Genomic DNA, 22738 nt, shown 5'->3' on the forward strand with positions numbered 1-22738 from the left:
GGGACCTGAGATCGGCCGGGGTCTACGTGCTTTCTGACCGGGCGTCGCCGGAGAAGTGGCGCTCGCACAGCCGCAGCCGGCGGGCGTCCCACACCATGTACGTGCCGAGGACGAGCTGCACCAGGCTGCGCCAGACGTCCTCCCAGCCGTCCCTGAGCCGCATGGACAGCAGCGTCAGGCGCCGGCCCCGCCCGCGCCGCGCGCCCGGCGGGGTGAGCAGGCACGGTCCCCGGTTGGGCAGCGACCGGGTGTGCGCGGCGGTGGAGTCGAGCTCGTACGAACGCAGGACCTCCCGCACCGCGACCCGCATGGCGAGCGGCGCGAGCCGCCACGCCGGGCAGGGCCGGTTCGCCGGCATACCGAACGGGATGTGGTTGAGCTCCTTGACCGAGGCGCGCCCGGGATCGAAGCGTCCGGGATCGAAGCGCTCGGGTTCGGGGAAGCCCGCACGGTGGAAGGCGGGATAGTCGAAGCACAGCACCGAGCCGGCCGGGATGGCGACGCCCTCGTCCACGGAGATGTCGCCCGTGGTGACGCGGTGGGCGATGCCGAAGAGCGGGTAGAGCCGCAGCGTCTCCGCGATCACCTGGTCGAGGAAGCGGTCGTCGCCGGCCCGCGCCCTGTCCTGCACATCCGGGTGCCGGGCGAGAGCCATCAGCACATGGGCCGTGGCCTCCGACATCTGCACGACCGCGGTGTTGAAGAAGGCGCCCTGGAGATACAGCGCCTGCTCCCGGGCCGTCAGGCCCGGCGGCAGCTCGTGCCCCACCCGCGGCAGCGACTCGACGAGATACGCGGTCAGCCGGTCGCGCCGGTCCATGTGCCGCAGGCCGCAGCACTTGAGCGCGGTCACGACGTCGTCCGCGTTGCCGACGATGAGGTCGCGGGCGTGCGGCGGGCAGGGCTCGCGGAAGACGAGCTCGTAGGAGAACTCGGCCCAGGCCGGCATCATCAGGTCGCGCAGCCGGACCACCCCGTGCCTGACCCCGCGCCTGACCCCGTGCCTGCCCTCCAGCGTCCGGCGGACGCACCGGCGGGTGAGCTCCTCCACCTGCGCCCGCGGGCGCGACAGGATGCGGCGGGTGGCCAGGGCGACGGCGTCGTACCGCTCCCCGGCCTCCAGGTGCTCCTGGTGCATCTCCGGCCCCGGCGACAGCCAGTACCAGAACAGGTCGGACAGGACGGCGCCCTTGCTCCGGCCCGAGGCCGCCGGATGGGAGTAGACCTCCCTGAACCGGTCCACGCCGACCAGGTCACCCGGCACGGCGATGCTCTCCTCGCCGTTGATCCTCGTGAACACCCACCCGCGCAGCACGACGACGCGCCCGGGGAGCCACCGGGGCAGGCTGATCACGACGACGGCCGCGGCCGCCCACAGCACCACCCGCATCGCCACCCACGCCGCCGTCAGCATCGCCGCACCAGCCCCGGCTCCAGGTCCTGCGTCGAGGCGAGGCCGCACAGGGTGAGCGCGTGCTCGACCTCGTCGCGCAGCAGCCCGAGCACGCGGGCCACGCCGCACTCGCCGCCCGCCGCCAGGCCCCAGATCACCGGACGGCCGACCGCGACGGCGGACGCGCCGAGCGCCATCGCCTTGATCACGTCGGTGCCGCGCCGGATCCCTCCGTCCATCAGCACCGGTACGGCCCCGCCGACGGCGGCCACGATCTCCGGCAGCAGGTCGACGGTGGCCGGAACGGTGTCGAGCTGCCGCCCGCCGTGGTTGGAGACGTACAGCGCCGACACCCCGTGGTCCAGGGCGAGGCGCGCGTCGGCGGGGTGCGTGACGCCCTTGAGCACGATCGGCAGCCGCGTCATCCGCCGCAGCATGTCCACGTGCTCCCAGGAGATCACGGGCGACATGACGATCGGCCGCACCGGCCCGGCGCCGCCGTCGCACAGGTTCTCGCAGCGCAGGTTCTCGCAGCGCATGCCCGCGGGCAGGTCGTCGAAGCCGTTGCGCACGTCCCGGTCCCGGCGTCCCCGGGCCGGGGAGTCGACGGTGACGACCAGCGCCGCGCAGCCGGCCTTCTCGGCACGCCGGACGAGCGCCTCGGTGAAGGCCATGTCCGGCTGGACGTAGAGCTGGAACCACAGGGTGGCGCCCGGCGCCGCGGCCGCGACGTCCTCGACGGCGACCGTGGCGGCCATGCTCACGATCATGATGGTCTCCGCGGCGGCGGCCGCGCGGGCCGTGGCCTTCTCCCCCTCCGGGTCGGCGAGCCGGTGGAACGCGGTCGGCGCCACCAGCACCGGCATCGCCGCGCGGCTGCCCAGCAAAGTCACCCCGATCCGCGGGCTCCCCGCGCCGCGCAGGACCCGCGGCAGCAGCGCGAGCCGGGCGAACGCCGCCTCGTTGGCCCTCACCGTCAGCTCGTCGCCGGCCCCGCCGGCGAAGTAGTCGTAGTGAGCGGGGTCCAGCCGGTCGCGGGCCGCCGCCTCGAAGTCCCGGATCGCCGGCAGCACGGCCGTCACACCGAGACCGGCAGGCTCTGGCGCTGGAAGAAGTCCCGGAGCGGGCGCAGGTGCACCTCTTCCGAGGTCCAGTCGTTCTCCAGGTTCTCGGTGACGTGGTGGACGGCCTCCACCACACCGCCTCGGCAGCGGCGTACGACCGGGTGGAGGTAGTGGCCCTCGTGCGCACGCTCCGCGTCGCTCTGCCTGATCCGCCCCACCGCGATGTCGAAGGGGTCGACCTGGTCGTGGTTCGGGCCGTACTCCAGGGTGATCGCGAAGTGGCCCCCATCGCCGATCGGCGGGCCCTGCAGATCGAGCGGCAACTCCTCCAGGTAGCGCATGCCGCCGCGCCCGTCCGGGACGATCACGTCGGCCAGCACCCCGAACTGCTGCCACAGGGCCGAGCTGCGGTTGACCCGTTCGAGCACGGCCGCCGCGAGCGCGTCCGGATCGGCGGGGAGGTCGCGGCCCGGCCAGGGGACGCCGTGATGCCTGCTCTCCAGCGTGCGGTGCAGGGCGCGCACGCCGTAGCGGAACCCGTGGATGAACCCGTTGGTGCCGCGCTTGAAGTCGAGCGACTGGGTGATCGTGCCGGCGAAGTGGAGGTCGGGCACGTTGACCGACTCGTAGGCCGGGGTCAGCGCGGGGAACCTGTCGCCGATCGTCAGCTCCGGACGGCACTCGGGCGCGAAGGCGGAGGCGTCGAACCGGAATCCGGTGCAGACGATCACCCGGTCGTACGGGATGTCCTTGGTGACCTCGTCGGCTCGGGCGAAGGCCACCGTCACCAGGTAGGAGCCGTCGGCCCGGCGCTCGATGCGCCTGATGTCGCCGTCCAGCAAGGCGTTCTGCAACTTGAGCTGATAGGTGTCGAGGAAGTTGTTGTTGGCCGCGCGCAGGTGCCCGACGAAGTGGGTCCGCCAGGCCAGGCGCAGCGAGTGCGGTCCGGCCACGTGGACGACCGCGGCCGTCTCGAGGAGGTTGTCGGCGGTCTCGAAGGCCGAGTTGGCCTTGCCGATGACGAGCACCCGCATGTCCGTGTAGTCCGCGGGGTCGGTCGAGTGGGTGCCGTACTGCTCGGCGGTCTCGACGCCGGGGATGGGCGGGACGTTGGGCAGGGAGACCCCCGTCGCGACGATCACCCGCCGTGCCCGGTACGTCCGGCCGTGCTCGTCGGTCACCTGGAACGGGCCTTCGGCGTCCGGGCGCGCGATCTCGGCGACCCGCGCGTCGTACGTGACGTGCAGGCCCTGAAAGGCGACGAAGTCCTCCAGGTAGCGGACGAAGTCCTCGGCGGCGGGGAAGTAGCGGTCGCTGTAGCGGGTGAACAGCAGACGGGGGTCGTCCGACAGCAGCGAGTTCCAGTCCATCCGGAGGTTGAGCTCCGGATCGTCCCATCCGGTGTGCTTCTTGTTGATGGAGATGAGCTTGCGATGGCGGGGAAAGGTCCGGAAGAACGCGCCGGGCTCGGGCGCCGCTTCGAGAATCCGGTAGCCGCGCCCCGCCCGATGCAGGAAGTGGCCCATCTGCAGGCCCGCCGGTCCGGCGCCGATCACCAAATAGTCCAGGGTGTTGTCGGGCACTGACGCCTCCCTCACTGGGGTGGTTGAAGTTTCACCAGTGTTGGCGGGCGATTCTCAGAGATGGATCAGAGCGCCGACGGCAGATGCCGCTCCACCAGCGCGCGCTTGTCGGGTTTGCCACTCGGCGCGACCGGCACGGAGGACACGGTCGTGATCGTCCGGGGGACGCTGTCCGCGCCGAGCTCGGCGCGCACGAGCTCCGCCAGGGCGGCGTGGTCCAGGGTGGCGCCCGGAGCCGGGACGACGAACGCGTGGACGGCCTCCCCGGTCCGCTCGTCCGGCGCGCCGGTCACGTACGCCTCGGCCACGCCGGGATGGCCGGCCAGCGCCCGCTCGACGGGACCGGCGTAGACGACGATCGCGTTCACCATGATCACGTCCCTGGTCCGGCCGGCCAGGTGCAGCAGGCCGGTCTCGTCGAGGTGACCGAGATCGCGGGTGCGCAGCCAGCCGTCCCGCAGCACGTCGCGGGTCTCCTCCGGCTGATTCCAGTAGCCCGCCATCAGGTAGGGGCCGCGCACGTGGATCTCGCCGATGCGTCCCGGGGCGACCGGGCGGCCCTCCTCGTCGCGCACGCTGATCTCCACGCCGGGGTGCGGGCGGCCGACCGAGCCGGGCGCGTCGTGGCCCTCCTCCGGGGTGAGCATGGAGATGGCTCCGGCCTCGGTCGCGCCGTACACGACGTGGACGACGGGGCCCAGCCGGTCCAGCGCCTCCAGCAGCCGATGCGGGCTGAGGGGCGACCCGGAGACCGTCAGTGCGCGCAGGCTGCCGAGGTCGACCGGCTCCTCGCGGAGCAGGTCGAGCATCTGGCACAGCCGGGGCACGGTCACGATCGCGCCGGTGATCCGGTGCCGCTCGATCGCGTACGGGAACAGCGGCCGGCCGTCCTCGTCGGGGATCACCGCGGTGCCGCCGCCGAGCAGGCACGGCGCCAGGAACTCCAGCACCACCAGGCTGGACAGGGTGCCGAAGAGCATGTAGCGGTGGAAGGACTCGCCGAAGCCGGGCGCTGCCGACGACCAGCCGCGAAGGGCGGACCAGTGCGCCGCCAGGGCCCGGTAGGTGAGCGCGCAGCCCTTCGGCCGGCCCGTGCTGCCGCTGGTGAAGGTCAGCAGGGCCGTGTCGTCCGGTCGCGCCGTCACGGCGGGGAAGCGACCGTCGCCGGGATGGGCCAGGAGGTCGGCCGCACCGGCCACCCCGGGGGCGGGCCCCAGTGACAGCACCGTGGCGGACCCGGCGGACTTGGCGGACCCGGCGGACCCGGCGGCCCCGGCGGCATGGAGCAGGTCCGGTGTCGCCGTCGACCGGTCGAGGACCACGGCGTCGACTCCCACGCCGAGCACATCGGCGAGCTGACCGGGCGTGTACCCGGGCTTCACGCTCACCACGCGGCAGCCCAGCACATGGGCGGCCATCTGGGCGGCGAACGCCTCCGGCGACAGGCCGGTGCGGACGGCGACGCCCTTGCCGGGCCCGAGCCCCGCATCGCGCATGGCGACGGCGATGCGCCCGATGAGGTCCAGCACCTCGCCCCGGGAGACGATCCTCGCGCCCTGTTCGAAGGCGGGGGTGCCGGGAGAGCCTCGCAGCGCCTCCAGCAGCACGTGCGGGAACGCGTCGGCGGCGTGCCCGGACGGCCCGTCGGGCTCCGATGGCCCGGCGCAGGGCCCGGCGCAGGGCTCGGCGCAGGACCCGGTGCGGGGCGCCGCGTAGGACCCGGGCTCTGTGCAGGGCTCGGTGCAGGGCTCGGTGCAGGGCTCCGTGCAGGGCTCCGTGCTGGGCTCCGTACTGGGCTCGGTGCTGGGCTCGGTGCGTTCGTGGTGCGTGGCGTGGGTGACGGGATCGCGCATGTCCGGCTCCTTCGTCTCGCGAGGCACCCGCCCGCAGCGACGACACGGCCGGCTGCTGCGCGGGCGCCGGTGTCCCACGTCGCGACGGTAGACGGCACAGATCAGAGCCGGATCAGAGCCGGATCGAAGCGATCCCATGAGCCAGGACCCCGCGAGCAGCGCCAGTCAGGGCCCGGCGGGCCGGGAGTCCCGGTGAGCCAGGACCCCCGCCACCCAGGACCCCGCGAGCCAAACCCCGCGAGCCGAAACCCCCACCAGCCAGGACCCGGCGGGCCGGGAGTCACCGTGAGCGGGGACGCCCGAGAGCCAGGAGTCCCGTGATCGGGGGTTCAGCCCATCGCGAGCATCATCGGGGCGTACAAGCGGGTCCGGTCTCCGGGGAGCGGCCTGCCTCCGTGGACCATGAAGGACGTCGAGAACGCCTGTGACACGCCCCGCTCTCCGAGCCAGTCCAGCAGGCCCGGCCGCGTGCGCTCGACCTCGATCCGCACCAGGCCGTCGGCGTCGCGCGCGAGGTCCGTGACGAGCGCGCGGGCGGCCGCCTCGTCGCCGGCGACCACCGGCCCGATGAACAGCATGTTGTTCATGGCCCGCCACGACACGGCGTAGCCGGTCGGCCCCGTCTCGTCCTCGACGACCCTGACCTGCTCGGCGAAGGCGAACAGCCGCGCCAGCAGCGCGGCCCGGTCGGCGCCGAAGACCTCCGCGTCGAGCGCGAGCAGGGCGTCGAGATCGGAGCCGGGATCAAAGCCGGGATCCGCGTCGAGATCGGAGCCGAGATCGGCCGGCCTCGTCAGGACGGGGTCGTCCCCGGGGCGCAGCCGCCCCACCCGCGCCTCCGTCACGCCCAGCGTCTCGAACCCCAGCTTCTCGTACAGCGGACGGCCGAGCTCGGTGGCCCAGAGGAAGACGGTCGCGTCACCGGCCGTGTCGAGCACGTGCGTCATCAGCCTGCGGCCCAGGCCGCGTCCGCCGTACCGGGTGGCGACGAGCATCATGCCGATGCCCGCCGCGGTCGTGCCGTACCGGGTCAGCGTGACCGTGCCCGCCAGCTCTCCCGACGGGGCCTCGATCGCGTAGACCTCGGCGTTCTCCAGGAGGAACAGCCACTTGCGCTCCTCCCGGCCCCAGGCCCTGTCCTCGCTCAGGGCCAGGCATCGATCCAGGTCCTCGGGGCCGAGTCGTCGTACGGGGAGCTCGGCGGCCGGCGTGGTGAGCGGGTCGGGCATGCGTTCTTCCTTGTCCGCGCCGGTTCGCGGCCCCGGCGCTCGTGGCGGCCTCCGAGGCTAGCCGCGCCCCGACACGACGGACACTCGTTTTCTCCGGGAAAACCACTGTCCGGCGGGCGGCCCGTCTTGTCAGGATCGTGCCATGCGACACTGGCCGCTCCTGGCACTGCGATTGACGACCCCCCGGCTGGAGCTTCGCCTGCCCGGCCTGGACGACCTGGACGCGCTCGCCGACCGGGCGGCCGAGGGCGTCCACGATCCCGGCGAGATGCCGTTCGGCGAGCCGTGGACGGACGCCCCGCCGCACGAACGCGCCCGCTCGACCGTCCAGATCCACTTCCGGCAGTGGGGAACCTGGTCGCCCGACCACTGGGCGTGCTCGTTCGTGACGATATGGGAGGGCCAGGTGGCCGGCGTACAGGAGATGCGGGCCCGCGACTTCGCGGTCACCCGTGAGGTCGACACCGGTTCCTGGCTCGGGCGGCGCTTCCAGGGCAGAGGCATCGGCACCGAGATGCGCGCCGCCGTCCTGCACCTCGCCTTCGCCGGGCTCGGCGCACGGTGTGCGACGTCGTCCGCCTTCCTGGACAACACGAAGTCGCTGGCGGTCTCCAGGCGGCTCGGCTACCGGGAGGACGGATTCGCCGTGGAGAAGCGCAGAGGCGAGGCCGCCCTGCAGCAGCGGCTGCGGCTGTCGCGCGACGAGTGGACCACCCCCGACGGGTTCGAGATCCACGGCCTCGAACCCTGCCTCCCCCTGTTCGGAGCCTCGGAGGGAATCACCGATCCAGGGGGAGCCCCTTGAGCGTCCAGGTCGTGTCCGCGGCCCTGCACGGCCGGCCCGACGGCCGGACCTGCCGGTCCGGCTTCCGCGCGGCCGCGTCGCCTCAGACCAGGCGGGCCGGGAACCCGCCCGTGGCCACCGGCCCCCAGGACGCCGGGGTGATCCGCACCAGCGACTTGCCCTGGCGGACCATGGCCGCGCGGTACTCCTCCCAGTCGGGGTGCTCGCCGGAGATCGAGCGGTAGTACTCGACCAGCGGCTCCAGGGCCTCCGGCAGGTCGAGCACCTCGGCGGTGCCGTCCACCTGCACCCACGGCCCGTCGAAATCGTCCGACAGCACGACCACGCTCGCGCGCGGATCGCGGCGGGCGTTGCGGCTCTTGGCACGTTCGGGGTACGTCGACACGACGATGCGGCCCTCGGCGTCGACGCCGCACGTCACCGGGGACGCCTGGGGGCCGCCGTCGCGTCTCGTGGTGATCAGGATCGCCCGGTGGCGATCACGGACGAAATCGAGCAACTGCTCACGGGAGACGGTCTCCGCGGTCGCGATCCTGGGACTCATGCTCGCTCCTCGCCTGCGGTCCGGAGTTCGGTCGTGCCGCAGGCACGGGATCCGGCACCTCGCCGGACGCCGTACCTGTTGATTCGCTCGCTGCGCTCACTCATGCGGCCACTTTAATCACCACCGGAGGCACGGCTCCGCTCCACCGGGCAGGTGACGCCGTCGAGCAGAAGCCGCATGACCGAGCTCGAACAGGTCGTCGAGGCACGCACCGCGCCCGTCCTCGCCCCGCTCGCCGACGACCTCGGGCAAGGCCGGGAACGTCCCGGCCCCGCGACGGCGCCCGGCGTCGGCCCCGGACGCCGTACGGCTCCCAGGGCACCGGTTGATCGGCCGAGGACGCATGATCTCCCTCAACGAGTGAGGGTCCCGCAGGACTTTACCTGCCGTCGACCCTGCCAGCACCCAATACGTACGTATGCCTCGAACAGGTATCGATACGGGTGTTTTCCCCCTCATCACCCCAAGGTAGGAGAAGGCAGTCTGAAAACGTCTTTAAGAGTGCATGAGAGCCAGGGGGACCGATCATGTGCCAGCACCACCCCAAGTGCCCGTCAGCGGACGCACCCGACCGCGACGCGGCCTGTCTGATCGCCTTCCATCCTGAGCAGGGATGGGGACTGCTTTGCAACGGCGTGGTGCTCTTCGACGACAGCGGTGAGCTCATGCCGGATGGCCGCAGTATCCCGGCGCGCGCGTCTCTGGGGTGTGCCGCATGAGTGAGCGTATCGAGCGAATCAGGCGACACAGCGTCTGGCGATGTGCCGAATCGCGTGCCCCCGGCTCGACCGAACTCCGAGCCGAGGGCGAGGAGAAGTCATGACTTTGCTCTACTGTCCCGTCCGGGACGAATCACCGTCGTCCGCCCAGGCCGACGAGGCGCTCACCGCCTCGCAGCGCTGGCACTCCGCGGTCCGGCAGCGCTGGGAGAGGCTGCGGCAGCGGGTCGGCGACCTCGCGATCCAGCTTGTGGACGACCCCGACGTCGAGGCGGCCACCTGGCGGCTGCCCGCCGACGCCACCTCCGCCGGGCAGGCCCGGCGACTGGTCGGCGAGCGCCTGACCGCCTGGGCCATGGAGAACCTGTCCGACGTGACGCAGTTGCTCGTGAGCGAGCTGGTCACGAACGTGCTGTGCCACACCTGCTGCGGCGACCTCGTCGTACGGCTGTCGGCCGTCGAAGGACTGCTGCGCTGCGAGGTGGAGGACAGCGACGGCGAGATGCCCGCGATGACCCGGCAGCCCGCCTCCGACGAGCACGAGCACGGGCGTGGACTGCGGCTGCTGGCCTCGCTGGCCTGCTGCTGGGGCGCGGAGCGCACCCGCCAGGGCAAGATCATGTGGTTCGAGCTGCCGGCCTACGCCTCGCACTGACCGGCCCGCTCGCCGATCCGTCCGCGCGCTCGCTCAGCCGTTCCTTCACCCAGGCGGCGACCTGGGCGCGCGACTTGAACCCGAGCTTGTCGAGAATGTGCTCGATGTGACCCTCCGCGGTGCGCTGGGAGATGACCAGCCTGCCGGCGATGTCCTTGTTGCTCAGTCCCTCGGCGACAAGGTGCGCGATCTCCGTCTCCCTGCGCGTCAGCGGTGCGATCCGGCCCTCGAACGGCGCGGGCCCGCGCGCGGCGGGCGCCCGTTCGAGCAGGGCGTACGCCAGAGCCTCCTCCCGCGTCATGGCCGCGCCTCGGGACACCTCGGCCTGGAAGGCGTGCTCGCCCAGCGCCTCTCTTGTGGCCGCCTCACACTCGTCGTGCCAGCGGCCCATGTAGCGGAACTCCGGCAGCCGCGCGCCGACGGCCAGCCAGCAGGTCCGTACGACGCCGAGCAGCCGGGCCGCCCGCTCGTACTTCTGCTCGCCGGCCGCGAACCAGGCATGGGCCTCCAGGTTCATGCCCAGGCCGAGCTGGTCGCCCACCGCCGTGTTGTGGCGCAGGCTCTCGTTGTCGATCTCGCAGGCCTCGCGCATGTCGTCCCGGTGCCAGGCGTCGATCGCCACCGCCAGCAGCGCGTACGCCCGGTGCCAGCCCTCGCCGTACAGGTCGCACAGGGCCAGGCACTCCTCGGCGAGATCGCGGACGCCCGGACGGCCGAGGAACGCGTTGGCCAGGGCGAGCCGGTTGAGCGCCAGCGCGAGCCCGATCGGGTTGCCGAGGGCGCGGTGGACGGCCGCCGCCTCCTCGTATCGCCGCATGCCGTTCTCCAGGTCGCCCCCGGACACGGCCGCCATGCCGGACAGAAAGGCGATGTAGCCGAGCGTCACCCGCAGCCCGAGCCTCTCGGCGATCGCCGTGGCCTCCTCCAGCCGCGCCAGTGTGGTGGCGCAGTCGCCCCTGAGCAAGGCGATCCAGGCGCCCGCCCACAGCGCGTGGGCGCGCACCTCACCGGGTTCCGCCGCGGCGGCCAGGCTCCGGTCGAACCAGCCGGCCCCCTCCGACAGGTGGTAGCCGCTCCAGTGGTAGAGCAGTTCCGCGGTCATCGCCAGGCCCGTCTCGGCCTCTCCCGGCTCGCGCAGCGACCAGTCCAGGGCCTTGCGGAGGTTGGCGTGGTCGCGCTGCAGGCGCTCCACCCACGACTGCTGGGCGGAACTGAACAGCTCCGCCCAGGCCCGTGAGGTGATCTTCCGGTAGTAGTCCCGGTGCCGCCGGTGCAGCGTCGCCTCCTCCCCGGAGGCGGCCAGCAGCTCACGGCCGAACCGCCGCACCGTGTCGAGCAGGCAGTAGCGGACCGCCCCCTCGGACTCCCGGCGGAGCAGGACCGACTTGTCGACCAGCCCCGCGACGAGTTCGAGCACGTCCTCGCGGGCGATGCCGTCGCCCGCGCACACCTGCTCGGCCGCCTCCAGGTCCAGGCACCCGACGAAGACCGAGACCCGCTGCCACAGCAACCGCTCCTGCCCGGTGCACAGCTCGTAGCTCCACTCGAACAGCGCCCGCAGCGTACGCTGCCGGGGCAGCGCGGCCCGCGATCCCCCGGTGAGCAGTCGGAACCGGTCGTCCAGCCGCGCCAGCACCTGCCCCACCGACAGGGCGCGCAGCCGTACGGCGGCCATCTCGATCGCGAGGGGCAGGCCGTCGAGCCGGCGGCAGATCTCGGCCACCGCCTCCTCGTTCTCCTCGGTCACCTCGAAGCCCGGCACGACGGCCGCGGCCCGCTCCGCGAACAGCCGGACCGCGTCCGACTCGGCGAGCGGCACCGCCGAGTCGCCGTCCGGGCCGGGCATCGGCAGCGGCGCGAGCTCGACGATCCGCTCACCGCCGATGCCGAGCGCCTGCCTGCTGGTGGCGAGGACCCGAAGCTCGGGAAGCGCACGGACCAGCGTGTCCACGAGCACCGCGCACTCGGCGAGGACGTGCTCGCAGTTGTCGAGCACGATCAGGCTCTGCCTGCCCTGCAGGCGTTCGACCAGCACGTCGAGCGGCGGCCGGGTCGAGTGCTCGTTGACCGTCAACGCCTCGGCCACGGCCTGCGCCAGCAAGCCGGGATCTTCGAGCGCGGCCAGCTCGACCAGCCGTACGCCGCCGGGGAAGCTCCTGTGGACCTCCTCGGCCGCCCGCAGTGCGAGGCGGGTCTTCCCCACCCCGCCCACGCCGATGACCGTGACCACGTGCGCGCTCCCCAGCAGGCGCTTGAGCTCGGCCAGCTCGTGCCGACGCCCAACGAAGCTGGTCACCTCCGCGGGCAGCCCGGCCGGTTCCCCCCTGACAGCTCTCGTTCGCATAGCGGTCATGACACCCACGCCGCCCCCGTCGTCCGGTACGCCACCACGTCGTGCCACATACCAGCGTACAAACGCGGTTCCGGCCGCGCGCTGCCCCACTCGTCGAAGCGTTCGCTCGACCGGGCAGCCCGGGGCGGGGCTCAGCCCTTCATCCGCCGCAGGATCTGCTCGCGTCTGACCTGGAGGTCGTCGATGAGCGCCTCCTGCTGCTCGACGTTGGTCAGCAGGGTGGCCCTCTCCGCCATATCCGTGGGCGCGTCCCAGCTCTGCCCGATCTCCTCGCGTATCTGCCTGGTCTCCTCGCGCAGGCGCTCGATCTGCGTGTCCACCTCGTCGAGCTCCTTCTTGAGCTCCGGATCGTCCATGCCTCACCGTCCCGTTGCGTCACTCACGCGCGCCATGTCGCGTTCGTCCACCCCATTCCACGGGGACGGGAAACTATTCGGCGACCGCGGCAGGGAGATAGACGGTTTCGCCGGTCGTACGGGCCCGCTGCGCGGCCGTCAGCCGCGCCAGCAGGTAGGCCGGCATGACAGAGGCGGCCTGCTCCGCGGTGAAGAACCCGTAGTCGTCCAGCTCCTCCTCCTGCAGGGTCACGCTGGTCCCGTCCTCGACCGTGCCGCAGTCGAACAGGAAGTGGACCAGCGGGATCGGCCGGTCGTCCAGCGGCGGCACCCACTGGAACACGAGGAGGCGGCCCACCTGCCGGGAGAGGCCCAGCTCTTCGGCCAGCTCCCGGCCGCAGGCCGCCTCGGGCGACTCCCCCTCGTCGATGTGGCCGCCCGGCCAGCCCCAGTGGTCGCGGTAGCCCGGCTTCACGAGCAGGACCCGCCCGGAGGAGTCGGTGAGGAAACCGGCCGCCGCGGCGGCCACCTTGAACAGCCCCGCGTAGAAGACGTCCGCCGGGATCATCGCAGCTCCGATCGCATGCCCTGAGCCTAGATCGTGTCCGGACAGGCGGTGGGGCCGGCGGCGCCGCTCAGGCCACCGCGTCCAGGCGCGCGCGCAGCTCTCCGGGAGTGTCAGGGCGACGCCCGCCAGGGCCTCATCCAGTTGAGCGGCGTTGCTGACGCCGACGATCGGCGTCAGCGGCGGGACGCCCCCCGCCAGCCAGGCGAGCACCACCTGGTTGCGGGTCACGCCGAGCTCGGCCGCCACGTCGGTCAGCACGGCCAGCCGCCGGCTCGTCCCCGGGTGGTCGTACGCCTCGGACAGGGGGCGGTCGTCGCGCGTGTAGGAGCCGTTGAGCAGCGGAGTGTAGGCCCACAGAGCGACCTCGGGGTGTACGGCGACGTAGTCGAGGACCTCGTCCGTCACCCAGCCGAAGCGGTGGGTCTGGTCCGGCACCTTCGCCCAGGGGCGTGGGCTGAGGTAGGAGTGGCGCAACTGCAGGGCGGTGTACCCCGGCCATCCGTTGGCCCGGGCGATCTGGCGGGCGCGCTCCACCCGCCAGAGGGGGTGGTTGGACGCGCCGAGGCGACCGGCCGTTCCCGACTCGACGAGCAGCGCCAGCGCGTGGCCGGTCTCCTCCGGCGAAACCGACCGATCCTCCATGTGCGTCCAGAACAGCTCGACGTGATCGGTGCGCAGGCGGCGGAGGCTGTCCTCGGCCGCCGTCTTGATCGCGGCGGCCGACAGCCCCTCCCGGTTGGCGGGCCACTCTCCGCCGCCGACCGGCTGCGCGCCCGCCTTCGTGCTGAGGCGCACGCGGTCGCGGAGACCGGGACGCTTGGCCAGCCATTCACCGATCACTTTCTCGCTGTGCCCCCCGGCGCCGTCCGGGTCGGACCAGAACGCGTAGCAGTTCGCCGTGTCGATCAGGGTGCCGCCCCCGTCGACGAAGCGGTCCAGCAGGTCGAACGCGGCCCGCTTGTCCACCTGGCTGCCGAAGCGCATCGCCCCAAGCGCGAGGTTCACGTGTTCCATATCGTGCTCCCTTCGACCCGAAACAGGCAGGAGTCTGGTAGCTGGAGTGGGCTCAAGGTCAACACCTTGACGGAGAAACCCGTTTCGGAATTCGTCCCGGCCGCAGCCGTCAGATGGGCGCCAGGACGAGCTTGCCGCGGACATGCCCTGCCTGGCTGTCGCGATGAGCGGCGGCCGCGTCGGTCAAGGGATAGAGGGCGATGGGCACCGTGATCGCGCCTGCCGCCACCAACGTAATCGTTTCGGTCAGAATGCCGCGCATGTCATCGGGCTCGCCGTAGACGAACCGTACGCCCAGTGACTGTGCCGACGCGTCGGCGAGAGTGATGACCCGATCGGGGTCCCCGGTCAACTCCACCAAAGCGGGGAGGGAACCACGCCCCGAGGCGTCGACAGCGGCGTCCACACCGCCGGCGACCACAGCGCGGATTCGGTCGGCCAGGTCGTCGCCGTAGCTCACCGGGACGGCGCCGAGAGAGCGCAGGTAGTCGTGGTTGCCTGGGCCGGCCGTGCCGATCACCGTGAGCCCGCGAAGCCGGGCGAGCTGGGCTGCGACGGTTCCCACGCCACCGGCCGCCCCGTCGCCTTCCTTTCCCAGATGGCGCCCCACTCGTGACAGGGCCCGGCCCATGCGTTTCACCGGAGCCACGCAGCCGGCGAACGACGCCGGAGAGGTGAACCGGTCCGCTGGTCCGGTAAGTCCAACGGTCCACTTATGCAAGGAGCGTGACCGTGACCGAACGCGCCGATGCCGCTCACAACCGCGCCGCCGTACTGACCGCCGCGGAAGCGCTTTTCCAGCGAGAGGACCTCGAGCATGTCAGCCTGGCCCGCATCGCCCAGGCCGCCGGCGTCGGCAAGGCCACGGTCATGCGCCGCTTCGGCGACCTGCTGGGACTGGTCGAAGCGCTCATCGCGCCACGCGTCGCCGCCTTGCAGGACCGCGTGCGATCGGGAGCGCCCCCACTCGGACCCGGCGGAGACGCCGGTGCACGACTCCATGCCTACCTCGATGCCCTGTTCGACTTCGTCGCGGAAAACCGCACGCTGATCCGCGCACTGGAGCACTACGCACCGCACGCTTACTACGCCAACCCCGCCAGCCAGTTCTGGATCGACGAACTCACCGACCGGATCCGTGCCGCCCGGCCCTCCGTCGACGCCGGCTACCTCGCGTACGCCGTCTTCACCGCACTCCGCGCCGACGTCATCGACTACCTCCGTCAGCACCGGCACATGGCCACCGAACGTATTCGCGCAGGCGTGCACGCCCTCGCCGACCCGCCGGACCCCGGCCCGGTCTCCACGAGTCCCGATCCCCACTAAGGGCTGTCCGTCGCCGGCGAGGTGGTGCTGGTCCCGGCGGCCACGTCCGGACGCGCCGTGCTCATCTCCGGCATCACCGTCATCGTGGCCATGGCGGGAATGTTCCTCACCGGCAACGGGATCTTCATGGGCTTCGCCGAGGGCACGATCCTCGTGGTGCTCACGGCCGTCGTCGGCTCGCTGACCGTGCTGCCCGCGCTGCTCTCGATGAAGCGGTCACGCACCACCCGCGCCGGCACGCCCTACGCGCGGGTGGTGCGGAAACGCGACCTGTACGCGGCGGGCGGCACACCGATCTCGCGGACGAACGCCCGCCGCATGGTCTCGGGCGAGCCGAACCCGGCGCGGCGCGCGACCACGTCGAGCGGATCGTCCCCGGCCTCCAGCAGGCCCCGCGCGGTCTCGATTCGGACGAGTTCGACGTACCGGGCAGGGGTGATGCCCGTCTCCCCCTTGAACAGGCGCGTGAGCTGGCGGACGCTCAGCCCCGCCCGGGCGGCCATCGCGCTCAGCCCATGGTCCGCGGCGGGATCGACGGTCACCGCGTCCAGCACCGGCCGCAGGGCCTCGCCGCGTGTGCCCCCGCAACGCAGCCGCACGCTGAACTGCGACTGGCCGCCCGGCCGCTGCATGAACACCACCAGGTGCTTGGCGACCGTTCTGGCCAGTGCGGTGCCGTGGTCCTCCTCGACCAGGTCCAGGGCCAGGTCGATCCCGGACGTCACCCCGGCCGAGGTGATGACCCGGCCGTCCCGGACGAAGATGGCGTCCGGGTCGACCGTCACGCGGGGGTAGGTGAGCGCCAGCCGGTCTGCCAGATCCCAGTGGGTGGCCGCCCGGCGGCCGTCCAGGATCCCGGCCGCCGCGAGGACGAAGGCCCCGGCGCACACCGATGCCGTGCGCCCGGCCCGCTCCGACAGCCGACGGACCTGTTCGAGCAGGGCCCGGTCGCATTCGGTGGCCGAGATGTCCGGGCTGCCCGGCACGAGCAGTACGTCGGGCGCCTCCCCGGCCAGGTCCTCCAGCGCCAGGTCGGCGCCGAGGCGGACGCCGCCGCTGGTCCTGATGTCCCGCCCGCCCGGTGAGGCGGTGCGCAGCAGGTACGTCGCTCCGTGCTCGTTGGCGACGGTGAACACCTCGAGCGGGCCGGTCACGTCCAGCAACCGGACGCCGTCGTACACGACGACGACCACGCAGTGACCCGCCCCCGCCCGGACGCCCATGCGTCCAGTCTGCGCCACCCTGCTCCTCACCGGCCGGGCGGCTCAGAGCACCAGGAGGAGCGAGGTGGGCGTGTGCAGCCCGACCTCGTGGCTGACGCTGCCGCCCAGCAGAGCGCCGAGCCTGCCATGGTGGCGGGGGCCGAGCACGATGAGATCGGCGTTGATCGCGCGGGCTCGGTTGAGGACGGCGTCCGGAACGCCCTCGCGCAGGACGTCGACCACCTCTCCGTCCGCCTCGACGCCGGCCTCACGCAACCGGGTGAGGGCCTGGTCGACCACCGCGTGCGCCGTGGCGTCGTCCTCCAGCGCGACCACCTGGTCGTACACGGCCTCGCTCGCCTCGGCGTGCAGGACGTGGACGGTGGCGCCGGTGAGGCGGGCGAGATCGGTGGCGGCCCGGATGACTCGGTCGGCCCGGTCGGAGCCGTCGATCGCGGCGAGAATTCGGGTGTACATCGGTTCCTCCAAATGTGGGGTGTGGCACGGCCGGCAGCAGCGCGGCGGCCGGTCCAGGGGGGCATGAGCAGCACGGGCAGCACGCCGAATCCGGCCATGGGTTGTCCGCGGAGGTCGTTCGTCTTGCGCACGGGAGAGGATTCGCCGGCGCTAGCCGGTCGTGGCGAAGGCCAGAGGCATGCACAGCTCGGTCGCCAGCGCGTCACCGTAGCTGATCGTCCCCCGGAGCCCCACGACGTCGGGCATTACAGACCCCCCCTTTCCGGACAAGACTATCTAGAACGAGCAGATCCGGACGAAAGGGGATCACCGCGACAGGGGGGACGGCATCGGCGATGAGGGAAATCCGTGTGTGCCCACGGCCGAGAGCCCGGCAAGGAGACGAGCGCGGAGCGGCCGTCCGATCACTTCATGTGCACGAAGGGGTCGGGGAAGTGAGAGGGGGCGAGGACGGCGGCCCGGGCGAGGATGTCCCTGCGCGTCCGTACGGCGAGGCCGGGGTCCTCGTCGTACACGTAGCGGATCGCCGGATCGGCCAGCTGGACGGGGTGGTGCAGGGCGTCGCCGCTCATGACGACGTCTCCCGCCTCGACGATCTGGTGGCCGGGCGTGTGGCCGGGCGCGTGCACCACCCGGACCCCGGGCACGGGCTCCGCGTCCCCGTCGACGACGTCGAGCAGGTCCCGCAGGGGATCGAGGATCAGTTCGCGCACCGGGCCGGCGGCCCACTCGACTTCCGCGCGCTGCACGAGATGGCGGGCGTTCGGGAAGGCGGGAGCGCCGTCCACGACCGCACCGCCCACATGGTCGCTGTGCAGGTGGGTCAGCACCACGACGTCCACGTCTGCCGGATCGGTCCCGGCGGCGGCCAGTTCCCCGACGAGGCGGCCGGGCAGGGGCGCCCAGGTCGCGGGCGAGCCGGCGCCGCCGATCCCGGCGTCCACCAGCACCGTACGGCCCGCCGCCCGCACCAGGAAGCAGTGGAAGTGCAGCACCCACTCCTCGCCGGGCTCGAACACCGCACCGGCGAACATCTCGGGCAGCGGCTTGCGGACCGGTTCCTTCATGGGACCCACGGCATCACAAAGCGGGACGATCTCGACACCGGCCACGATTCTCGGCTCTTGCGGCATCGCATCACGATAGAAGAAGCACCCGTGCCAGAAGAAGCCCGGTTCAGCGGGCGGCGGGGACGGGCGTGTAGTCGAGGTCGACGTCGGCCGCGTAGACGGCGCGCTCACAGTGGGCGCAGCGGTAGAGGATCGGACCCTCGTCGAGTTCGGTGCGGCAGCGCGGGCAGCGGCGGCGAGTGCGGGTCATCGTGGTCTCCCCCTTCGAAAGCTCCTTGCGCGTCCATGGAACCTCCGCCGGCTTGCCGTGCTCCTGCAGCCGGCTTGTCGCCGGGTCGCAGTCCGCACGGGGTGCATGATGGACGGATGCTCGCCGACGTCGTCGACCACCTCATCTGCCCGGCCTGCCGTACGGCAATCCACCTGGCCGAGGGGTCGGTCAGGTGTGGGCGCGGCCACTCCTTCGACGTGGCGCGGCAGGGATATGTGAACATGCTCACCCGCCCGGCCGGCACGGCCGACACGCCCGCCATGGTGGCCGCGCGGGCCCGCTTCCTTGAGGCGGGCCACTACGCCCCGCTGGCCCGCCGCCTCGCCCGGATGTGCGAGGGCGCCGCCGTGGTCGCCGACGCCGGCGCGGGCACCGGCTATTACCTGGCCGCGGCGCTCGGCGACGACGCGGTGGGCATCGCGATCGACGTGTCCAAGCACGCGCTGAAACGGGCCGCCCGCGCGCATCCCCGCGTCGGCGCCGTCGTGGCGGACGTGTGGCGGCCGATCCCCGTCGGCGACGACCGCGTGGACGTGCTGCTCAACGTCTTCGCGCCGCGCAACGCGGAGGAGTTCGCCCGGATGCTGCGGCCCGGCGGCTCCCTGGTCGTCGTCACGCCCGGCCCCGGCCACCTGAGCCCGCTCGTCGAGCGTCTCGGCCTGCTGAGCGTGGACGAGGACAAGGACCGCCGCCTGGACGACACGCTGGGCGGCCGGTTCGCCCGCACCGCGGAGGAGACCGAGGAGATCACGCTCTCCCTCGGCCACGACGAGGTCGAGGCGGTGGTCGGCATGGGCCCGAGCGCCTGGCACACGCGGCCCGAGGACCTGGCCGCGAAGATCGCCGCGCTGCCCGCCCCCATGCCGGTGACCGCGTCCTTCCACATCACCCGCTGGACGGCGCTGTCCTGACCAGGCGAGCCCGGCCCCCGGACGACCTGACCACACGGCGCGGATCACAGGGCGGATCACAGGCGCGGGATCGCCACACCCCTGGTCCGGAGCGCGGGAGTGATCGCCGCGACCGCCCCCAGCAGGAAGCAGATCGCGATCACCGAGACGACCGGAAGCCACGGCACGTCGAAGGCGAACAACCCGGCCAGGCGCAGCAGGGCCGCCTCCAGCCCCAGCAGGCCGAGCGCCGTGGCCGCGAATCCCAGCACGACTCCGACCGCCACCACCGCCAGCGCCTCCGCCACGACGTATCGCAGCACCTGCGCCCGCGTCGCTCCCAGCAGCCGCAGGCCGCCCCACTCCGCCGCGCGGTCGGAGGCCGCCATCAGCAGCGTGTTGACCAGCGCGATCACGGTGTAGCAGAGCATGATCCCCAGCACGGCCAGCAGCCCGAGCCGGCTGGCCGAGGCCTGCCGGTCGCCGGACTCCCGCACCCACTCGGCCCTGCTCACCGCGCGGGCGTTGTGGCCGCGTACGGCATCCTCCAGCGCGGCCCGTACGGCCGGGGCCGCGGCATCGGGACGTGCCGTCACATACGCGACGGAGGGCAGGGCGGAGAAGGCGTGGGCGGGTGTGACGTAGGCGTCGGCGGGCGAATCGTCCCCGAGCACGCCGGTCACCGTCAGCGTGACCGGGCTGCCGTCGGCCCGCCACATGCGCACCCGCTGCCCCACGCTCAGCTCCCAGGTTCGGGAGACGACGATCGTGTCGTCGCGCAGCCCGGCCGTCGATCCGGCGGCCAGCGGGACCGACAGCGCCGTGGACAGCGTGCCCGGCTCGACGGCCTGGGCGGGCCTGCGGATGAGCTGGGTGTCGCCTTCGAGGGTGTAGACGCTGGTCGCGGTCTCGGTGGCGACGTCCACGCCGGGGATCGCCCGCAGCCGCTGGACGAGCTGCCGGTCCAGTCCGGCGTCCCCGTCGGGGAGCACCAGGTAGTCGGCGCGCACCGGCCGGGTCTGCAGCGCCGACTTCGCGGCGTCGGTCATCGCGGCCCCGCCCAGCAGCGAGGCCGCCAGCGCCACGGTGACCAGGACGGGCGCTGCCGTGGCGGCGGTCCGCCTGGCCGAGGCCGCCGTCCCGCCCGCGACCACGACGCCGCCGGCGCCGCGCAGCCGCTCCAGCGGCGCGACGAGCAGGCGGGTGACGGGCCGCACGAAGACCGGCGCGAGCAGGCCCAGCGCGGCGATGAGCAGCATGACGATCGGCATGAAGGTCTTGTTGTTCGTGGCCGACCCCGGATCGCCGACGGCGTTCACCGCCATGCTGACCACCGCCGTGCCCAGCAGACCCAGCCCGGCGATCCACCGGCCCCAGGTCATCGCGCGGGGTTCCACCGCCGCCTCGCGCAGCGCCTCGGCGGGCCGCACCCGCCCGGCCCGCCGCGCGGCCACGGTCACGCCGGTCACGGCGACCAGCACTCCGGTGCCGAAGGCCACCCAGGCGGGCACGGACGACCGCGACGGGGTCAGCCACTCCGGCGCCATCCCGAGCGCGGCCAGCCGGTCGAGGATCGGCCGGGTGGCCAGCGGGCCGAGGAACGCGCCCACCGCGGAGGCGGCCACCGCGACGAGGGCCGCCTCGCCGTACATCATCCGCCTGACCTGGCCCGCGGTCGCGCCGATGGTCCGTAGCAGGGCGAACTCGCGCCGCCGCTGCCCCACCGCGAACGCGAACGTGGACGAGACCACGAAGATCGCGATGAAGGCCGCGAACCCGGCGGCGATGCCGGCGATCGTGTCGGCGTTGTTGCGCGCCCGCTCGTCGGCCTCGCGGGACGGATCGGCCAGCGCCCGGTCCTGCCCGGTCAGCACGCGCGCCACCCCTGCCACCGCCTTCGTCACGTCGGCGGCGGGCCGCCACAGCGCGAGCGCGTCCACGCGTGGCGACAGCCGGGCGGCGCGCGCGTCGGCGAAGAACACGGTGGGCTGCGGCCCCGCCGTCGTGACGCCCACCACCCGATACGTCTCGATCCCGGTCGCGGTCACCACGGGCACCCGCGTCCCGACCAGTGCCCGCGCCCCGGCGGACGCGCGCCGCCGCTCGGGCTGGGTCCCGGAACTGATCGCGATCTCGCCGTCCCCCGAGGGCGCGTGGCCCGCCACGAGCGTCTGCGGAGCCGTACGGGCGGCCGACCAGGGCCTGCCCACCGCCGCCGGCCCGTCCGAGAGTCGTGCGGCGAAGATCCGGTCCACCACCGCGCCGGGGAAGCGGGCGACCAGGTCGTCCCCGAGGCCGCGCGGCTCGGCCAGGGGCGCGCTGCTGCCGCCCCGCCAGGTGTCCACGGTGAGCCTCTCGTCGGGCACGACCACGACGGGCGCGGCGGCGTATCGCTGCGGCCCCCGTGGCGGCGACGTGACGCTGGAGGCCAGCACCTGGCCGAGCGCGGCGATCAACGCGGCGCCCAGCGCCAGCGCGGCGAAGGTGCCCGCGAAAGAGATCCAGCGCGTACGCAGTGTGGACCAGGCGATCCTCAGCACGACGCCTCCAGCTGCAGCATCCGGGTGGCGACCAGTTCTGCGGTGGGCTCGTGCAGCTCGCCGAACACGCGGCCGTCGGCCAGGAACACGACCCGGCCGGCGTACGAGGCCGCCACGGGGTCGTGGGTGACCATGACGATGGTCTGGGCCTGCCGGTCCACCAGGGTGCGCAGCAGGCGCAGCACGTCGCGGCTGGTGTTGGCGTCGAGGGCGCCGGTCGGCTCGTCGGCGAAGAGCACGGCGGGGCGGGTGACCAGCGCCCGCGCGATGGCCACCCGCTGCTGCTCCCCGCCCGACATCTCGGCGGGCCGGTGCCCGGCGCGCTCGGCCAGGCCCACGGCGCCCAGGCTCTGCCGCACCAGCTCCCGGTCGGGGCGCCGCCCGGCGAGCCGCAGCGGCAGGCCCACGTTCTGCTCCGCGGTGAGCGAGGGCAGCAGGTTGAACGACTGGAACACGAAGCCGATCCGGTCTCTGCGCAGCAGCGTCAGCTTCCGGTCGGCGAGTGCGGCCAGGTCGCGGCCGTCCACGACCACCCGGCCCGTGCTGGGCCGGTCCAGCCCGGCCGCGCACTGCAGCAGCGTCGACTTGCCCGACCCCGAGGGCCCCATCACTGCGGTGAACGTGCCGGCGCCGAAGCCGATCGTGACGTCGTCCAGCGCCGTGACGCCGTGTGCGTAGTGTTTGGTGACCCCGATGAGATCGACCGCTTGCGTGTTGTTCACCCTGAGAACGCTAGGAATGCCGATGTCCGAGGGGTATCGGACACATGACCGGTGCTGTCACCGGAAGGGCCCCCGGCCGCATCGCCCCCGCGGGACGCCGGGCCGGGCGGAGCGATCAGGGGCAC

21 protein-coding genes and 1 pseudogene are annotated in these 22738 nt (G+C 72.8%); 6 read left to right on the top strand and 16 right to left on the bottom strand.

What is annotated here, in order from left to right; translation table 11 throughout:
* Nucleotides 1-22: 22 nt before the first annotated feature.
* From FLX07_RS02435 to FLX07_RS02455, 5 genes are all read right to left on the bottom strand, one after another.
* Nucleotides 23-1414: a cytochrome P450 gene (locus FLX07_RS02435; RefSeq protein WP_208762037.1), complete on the bottom strand. Its 1392-nt coding sequence runs from the start codon at nt 1412-1414 to the stop codon at nt 23-25.
* Nucleotides 1408-2475 (bottom strand): alpha-hydroxy acid oxidase, encoded by a 1068-nt coding sequence (locus FLX07_RS02440; protein WP_208762038.1) that lies wholly within the window; start codon nt 2473-2475, stop codon nt 1408-1410. The genes FLX07_RS02435 and FLX07_RS02440 overlap by 7 nt, the downstream gene beginning before the upstream one ends.
* A complete protein-coding gene (locus FLX07_RS02445) occupies nt 2472-4040 on the bottom strand; it encodes an NAD(P)-binding domain-containing protein (protein ID WP_229689457.1) in 1569 nt (522 codons plus the stop codon). Before FLX07_RS02445 ends, FLX07_RS02440 begins: the two co-directional genes overlap by 4 nt.
* 65 nt (nt 4041-4105) lie before the next feature.
* Nucleotides 4106-5893, bottom strand: coding sequence for a class I adenylate-forming enzyme family protein (locus FLX07_RS02450; RefSeq protein ID WP_142567749.1), 1788 nt, complete (start codon nt 5891-5893; stop codon nt 4106-4108).
* A gap of 329 nt (nt 5894-6222) precedes the next feature.
* On the bottom strand, nt 6223-7122 hold the full coding sequence (locus FLX07_RS02455; protein ID WP_142567750.1) for a GNAT family N-acetyltransferase: 900 nt from the start codon (nt 7120-7122) through the stop codon (nt 6223-6225).
* A gap of 142 nt (nt 7123-7264) precedes the next feature.
* Here FLX07_RS02455 and FLX07_RS02460 point away from each other — a divergent pair, with 142 nt between their 5' ends.
* Entirely contained in the window at nt 7265-7927 is a 663-nt protein-coding gene (locus FLX07_RS02460; protein WP_142567751.1) for a GNAT family N-acetyltransferase, read from the top strand.
* Between the two features lie 82 nt (nt 7928-8009).
* Here the strand turns inward: FLX07_RS02460 and FLX07_RS02465 are convergent, their stop codons facing one another.
* Nucleotides 8010-8471 carry a PPOX class F420-dependent oxidoreductase gene (locus FLX07_RS02465; protein ID WP_142567752.1) on the bottom strand — a complete coding sequence of 154 codons (462 nt, stop codon included), beginning with the start codon at nt 8469-8471 and terminating at the stop codon, nt 8010-8012.
* Nucleotides 8472-8998: 527 nt separating this feature from the next.
* Here FLX07_RS02465 and FLX07_RS37420 point away from each other — a divergent pair.
* Nucleotides 8999-9190, top strand: coding sequence for a DUF5999 family protein (locus tag FLX07_RS37420; protein ID WP_142567753.1), 192 nt, complete (start codon nt 8999-9001; stop codon nt 9188-9190).
* Nucleotides 9191-9290: 100 nt separating this feature from the next.
* Nucleotides 9291-9845, top strand: coding sequence for an ATP-binding protein (locus FLX07_RS02475; protein ID WP_142567754.1), 555 nt, complete (start codon nt 9291-9293; stop codon nt 9843-9845).
* Here FLX07_RS02475 and FLX07_RS02480 read toward each other — a convergent pair.
* The 4 genes from FLX07_RS02480 to FLX07_RS02495 form a co-directional block, all read right to left on the bottom strand.
* Complete coding sequence (locus FLX07_RS02480; protein WP_142567755.1) at nt 9808-12189, bottom strand: ATP-binding protein; 2382 nt, start codon at nt 12187-12189, stop codon at nt 9808-9810. The genes FLX07_RS02475 and FLX07_RS02480 overlap by 38 nt on opposite strands.
* A 140-nt stretch (nt 12190-12329) precedes the next feature.
* Nucleotides 12330-12554 carry a DUF342 domain-containing protein gene (locus tag FLX07_RS02485; RefSeq protein ID WP_142567756.1) on the bottom strand — a complete coding sequence of 75 codons (225 nt, stop codon included), beginning with the start codon at nt 12552-12554 and terminating at the stop codon, nt 12330-12332.
* A 73-nt stretch (nt 12555-12627) separates the two neighbouring features.
* Nucleotides 12628-14115 carry an aldo/keto reductase gene (locus tag FLX07_RS38660; protein WP_142567757.1) on the bottom strand — a complete coding sequence of 496 codons (1488 nt, stop codon included), beginning with the start codon at nt 14113-14115 and terminating at the stop codon, nt 12628-12630.
* A 109-nt stretch (nt 14116-14224) separates the two neighbouring features.
* Nucleotides 14225-14746: a zinc-binding dehydrogenase gene (locus tag FLX07_RS02495; RefSeq protein WP_142567758.1), complete on the bottom strand. Its 522-nt coding sequence runs from the start codon at nt 14744-14746 to the stop codon at nt 14225-14227.
* Between the two features lie 101 nt (nt 14747-14847).
* Between FLX07_RS02495 and FLX07_RS02500 the strand changes: the two genes are divergently transcribed.
* Both FLX07_RS02500 and FLX07_RS37425 read left to right on the top strand, forming a co-directional pair.
* Nucleotides 14848-15441, top strand: coding sequence for a TetR/AcrR family transcriptional regulator (locus tag FLX07_RS02500; RefSeq protein ID WP_208762039.1), 594 nt, complete (start codon nt 14848-14850; stop codon nt 15439-15441).
* Nucleotides 15442-15540: 99 nt separating this feature from the next.
* A pseudogene (locus FLX07_RS37425) lies at nt 15541-15594 on the top strand (hypothetical protein); the annotation flags it as partial.
* Between the two features lie 89 nt (nt 15595-15683).
* Here FLX07_RS37425 and FLX07_RS02510 read toward each other — a convergent pair.
* The 4 genes from FLX07_RS02510 to FLX07_RS36255 form a co-directional block, all read right to left on the bottom strand.
* Entirely contained in the window at nt 15684-16664 is a 981-nt protein-coding gene (locus FLX07_RS02510; protein ID WP_189104880.1) for a GlxA family transcriptional regulator, read from the bottom strand.
* Between the two features lie 42 nt (nt 16665-16706).
* A complete protein-coding gene (locus FLX07_RS02515; RefSeq protein WP_142567760.1) occupies nt 16707-17120 on the bottom strand; it encodes a universal stress protein in 414 nt (137 codons plus the stop codon).
* A 404-nt stretch (nt 17121-17524) separates the two neighbouring features.
* A complete protein-coding gene (locus FLX07_RS02520; RefSeq protein ID WP_223852895.1) occupies nt 17525-18187 on the bottom strand; it encodes an MBL fold metallo-hydrolase in 663 nt (220 codons plus the stop codon).
* A gap of 109 nt (nt 18188-18296) precedes the next feature.
* The gene (locus tag FLX07_RS36255) at nt 18297-18440 is read right to left on the bottom strand and encodes a hypothetical protein (protein ID WP_167748086.1); all 144 of its coding nucleotides are present in this window, start codon (nt 18438-18440) and stop codon (nt 18297-18299) included.
* Nucleotides 18441-18556: 116 nt separating this feature from the next.
* Between FLX07_RS36255 and FLX07_RS02525 the strand changes: the two genes are divergently transcribed.
* Entirely contained in the window at nt 18557-19372 is an 816-nt protein-coding gene (locus FLX07_RS02525) for a putative RNA methyltransferase (protein WP_142567762.1), read from the top strand.
* 56 nt (nt 19373-19428) lie between these two features.
* Here FLX07_RS02525 and FLX07_RS02530 read toward each other — a convergent pair whose 3' ends face one another.
* Together FLX07_RS02530 and FLX07_RS02535 are read right to left on the bottom strand one after the other, a co-directional pair.
* Nucleotides 19429-21891 (bottom strand): ABC transporter permease, encoded by a 2463-nt coding sequence (locus tag FLX07_RS02530; RefSeq protein WP_142567763.1) that lies wholly within the window; start codon nt 21889-21891, stop codon nt 19429-19431.
* Complete coding sequence (locus tag FLX07_RS02535) at nt 21885-22613, bottom strand: ABC transporter ATP-binding protein (protein ID WP_142567764.1); 729 nt, start codon at nt 22611-22613, stop codon at nt 21885-21887. Before FLX07_RS02535 ends, FLX07_RS02530 begins: the two co-directional genes overlap by 7 nt.
* Nucleotides 22614-22738 lie beyond the last annotated feature (125 nt).

The sequence above is a fragment of the Microbispora bryophytorum genome (assembly GCF_006874465.1).
GTDB classification, from domain to species: Bacteria; Actinomycetota; Actinomycetes; order Streptosporangiales; family Streptosporangiaceae; genus Microbispora; species Microbispora bryophytorum.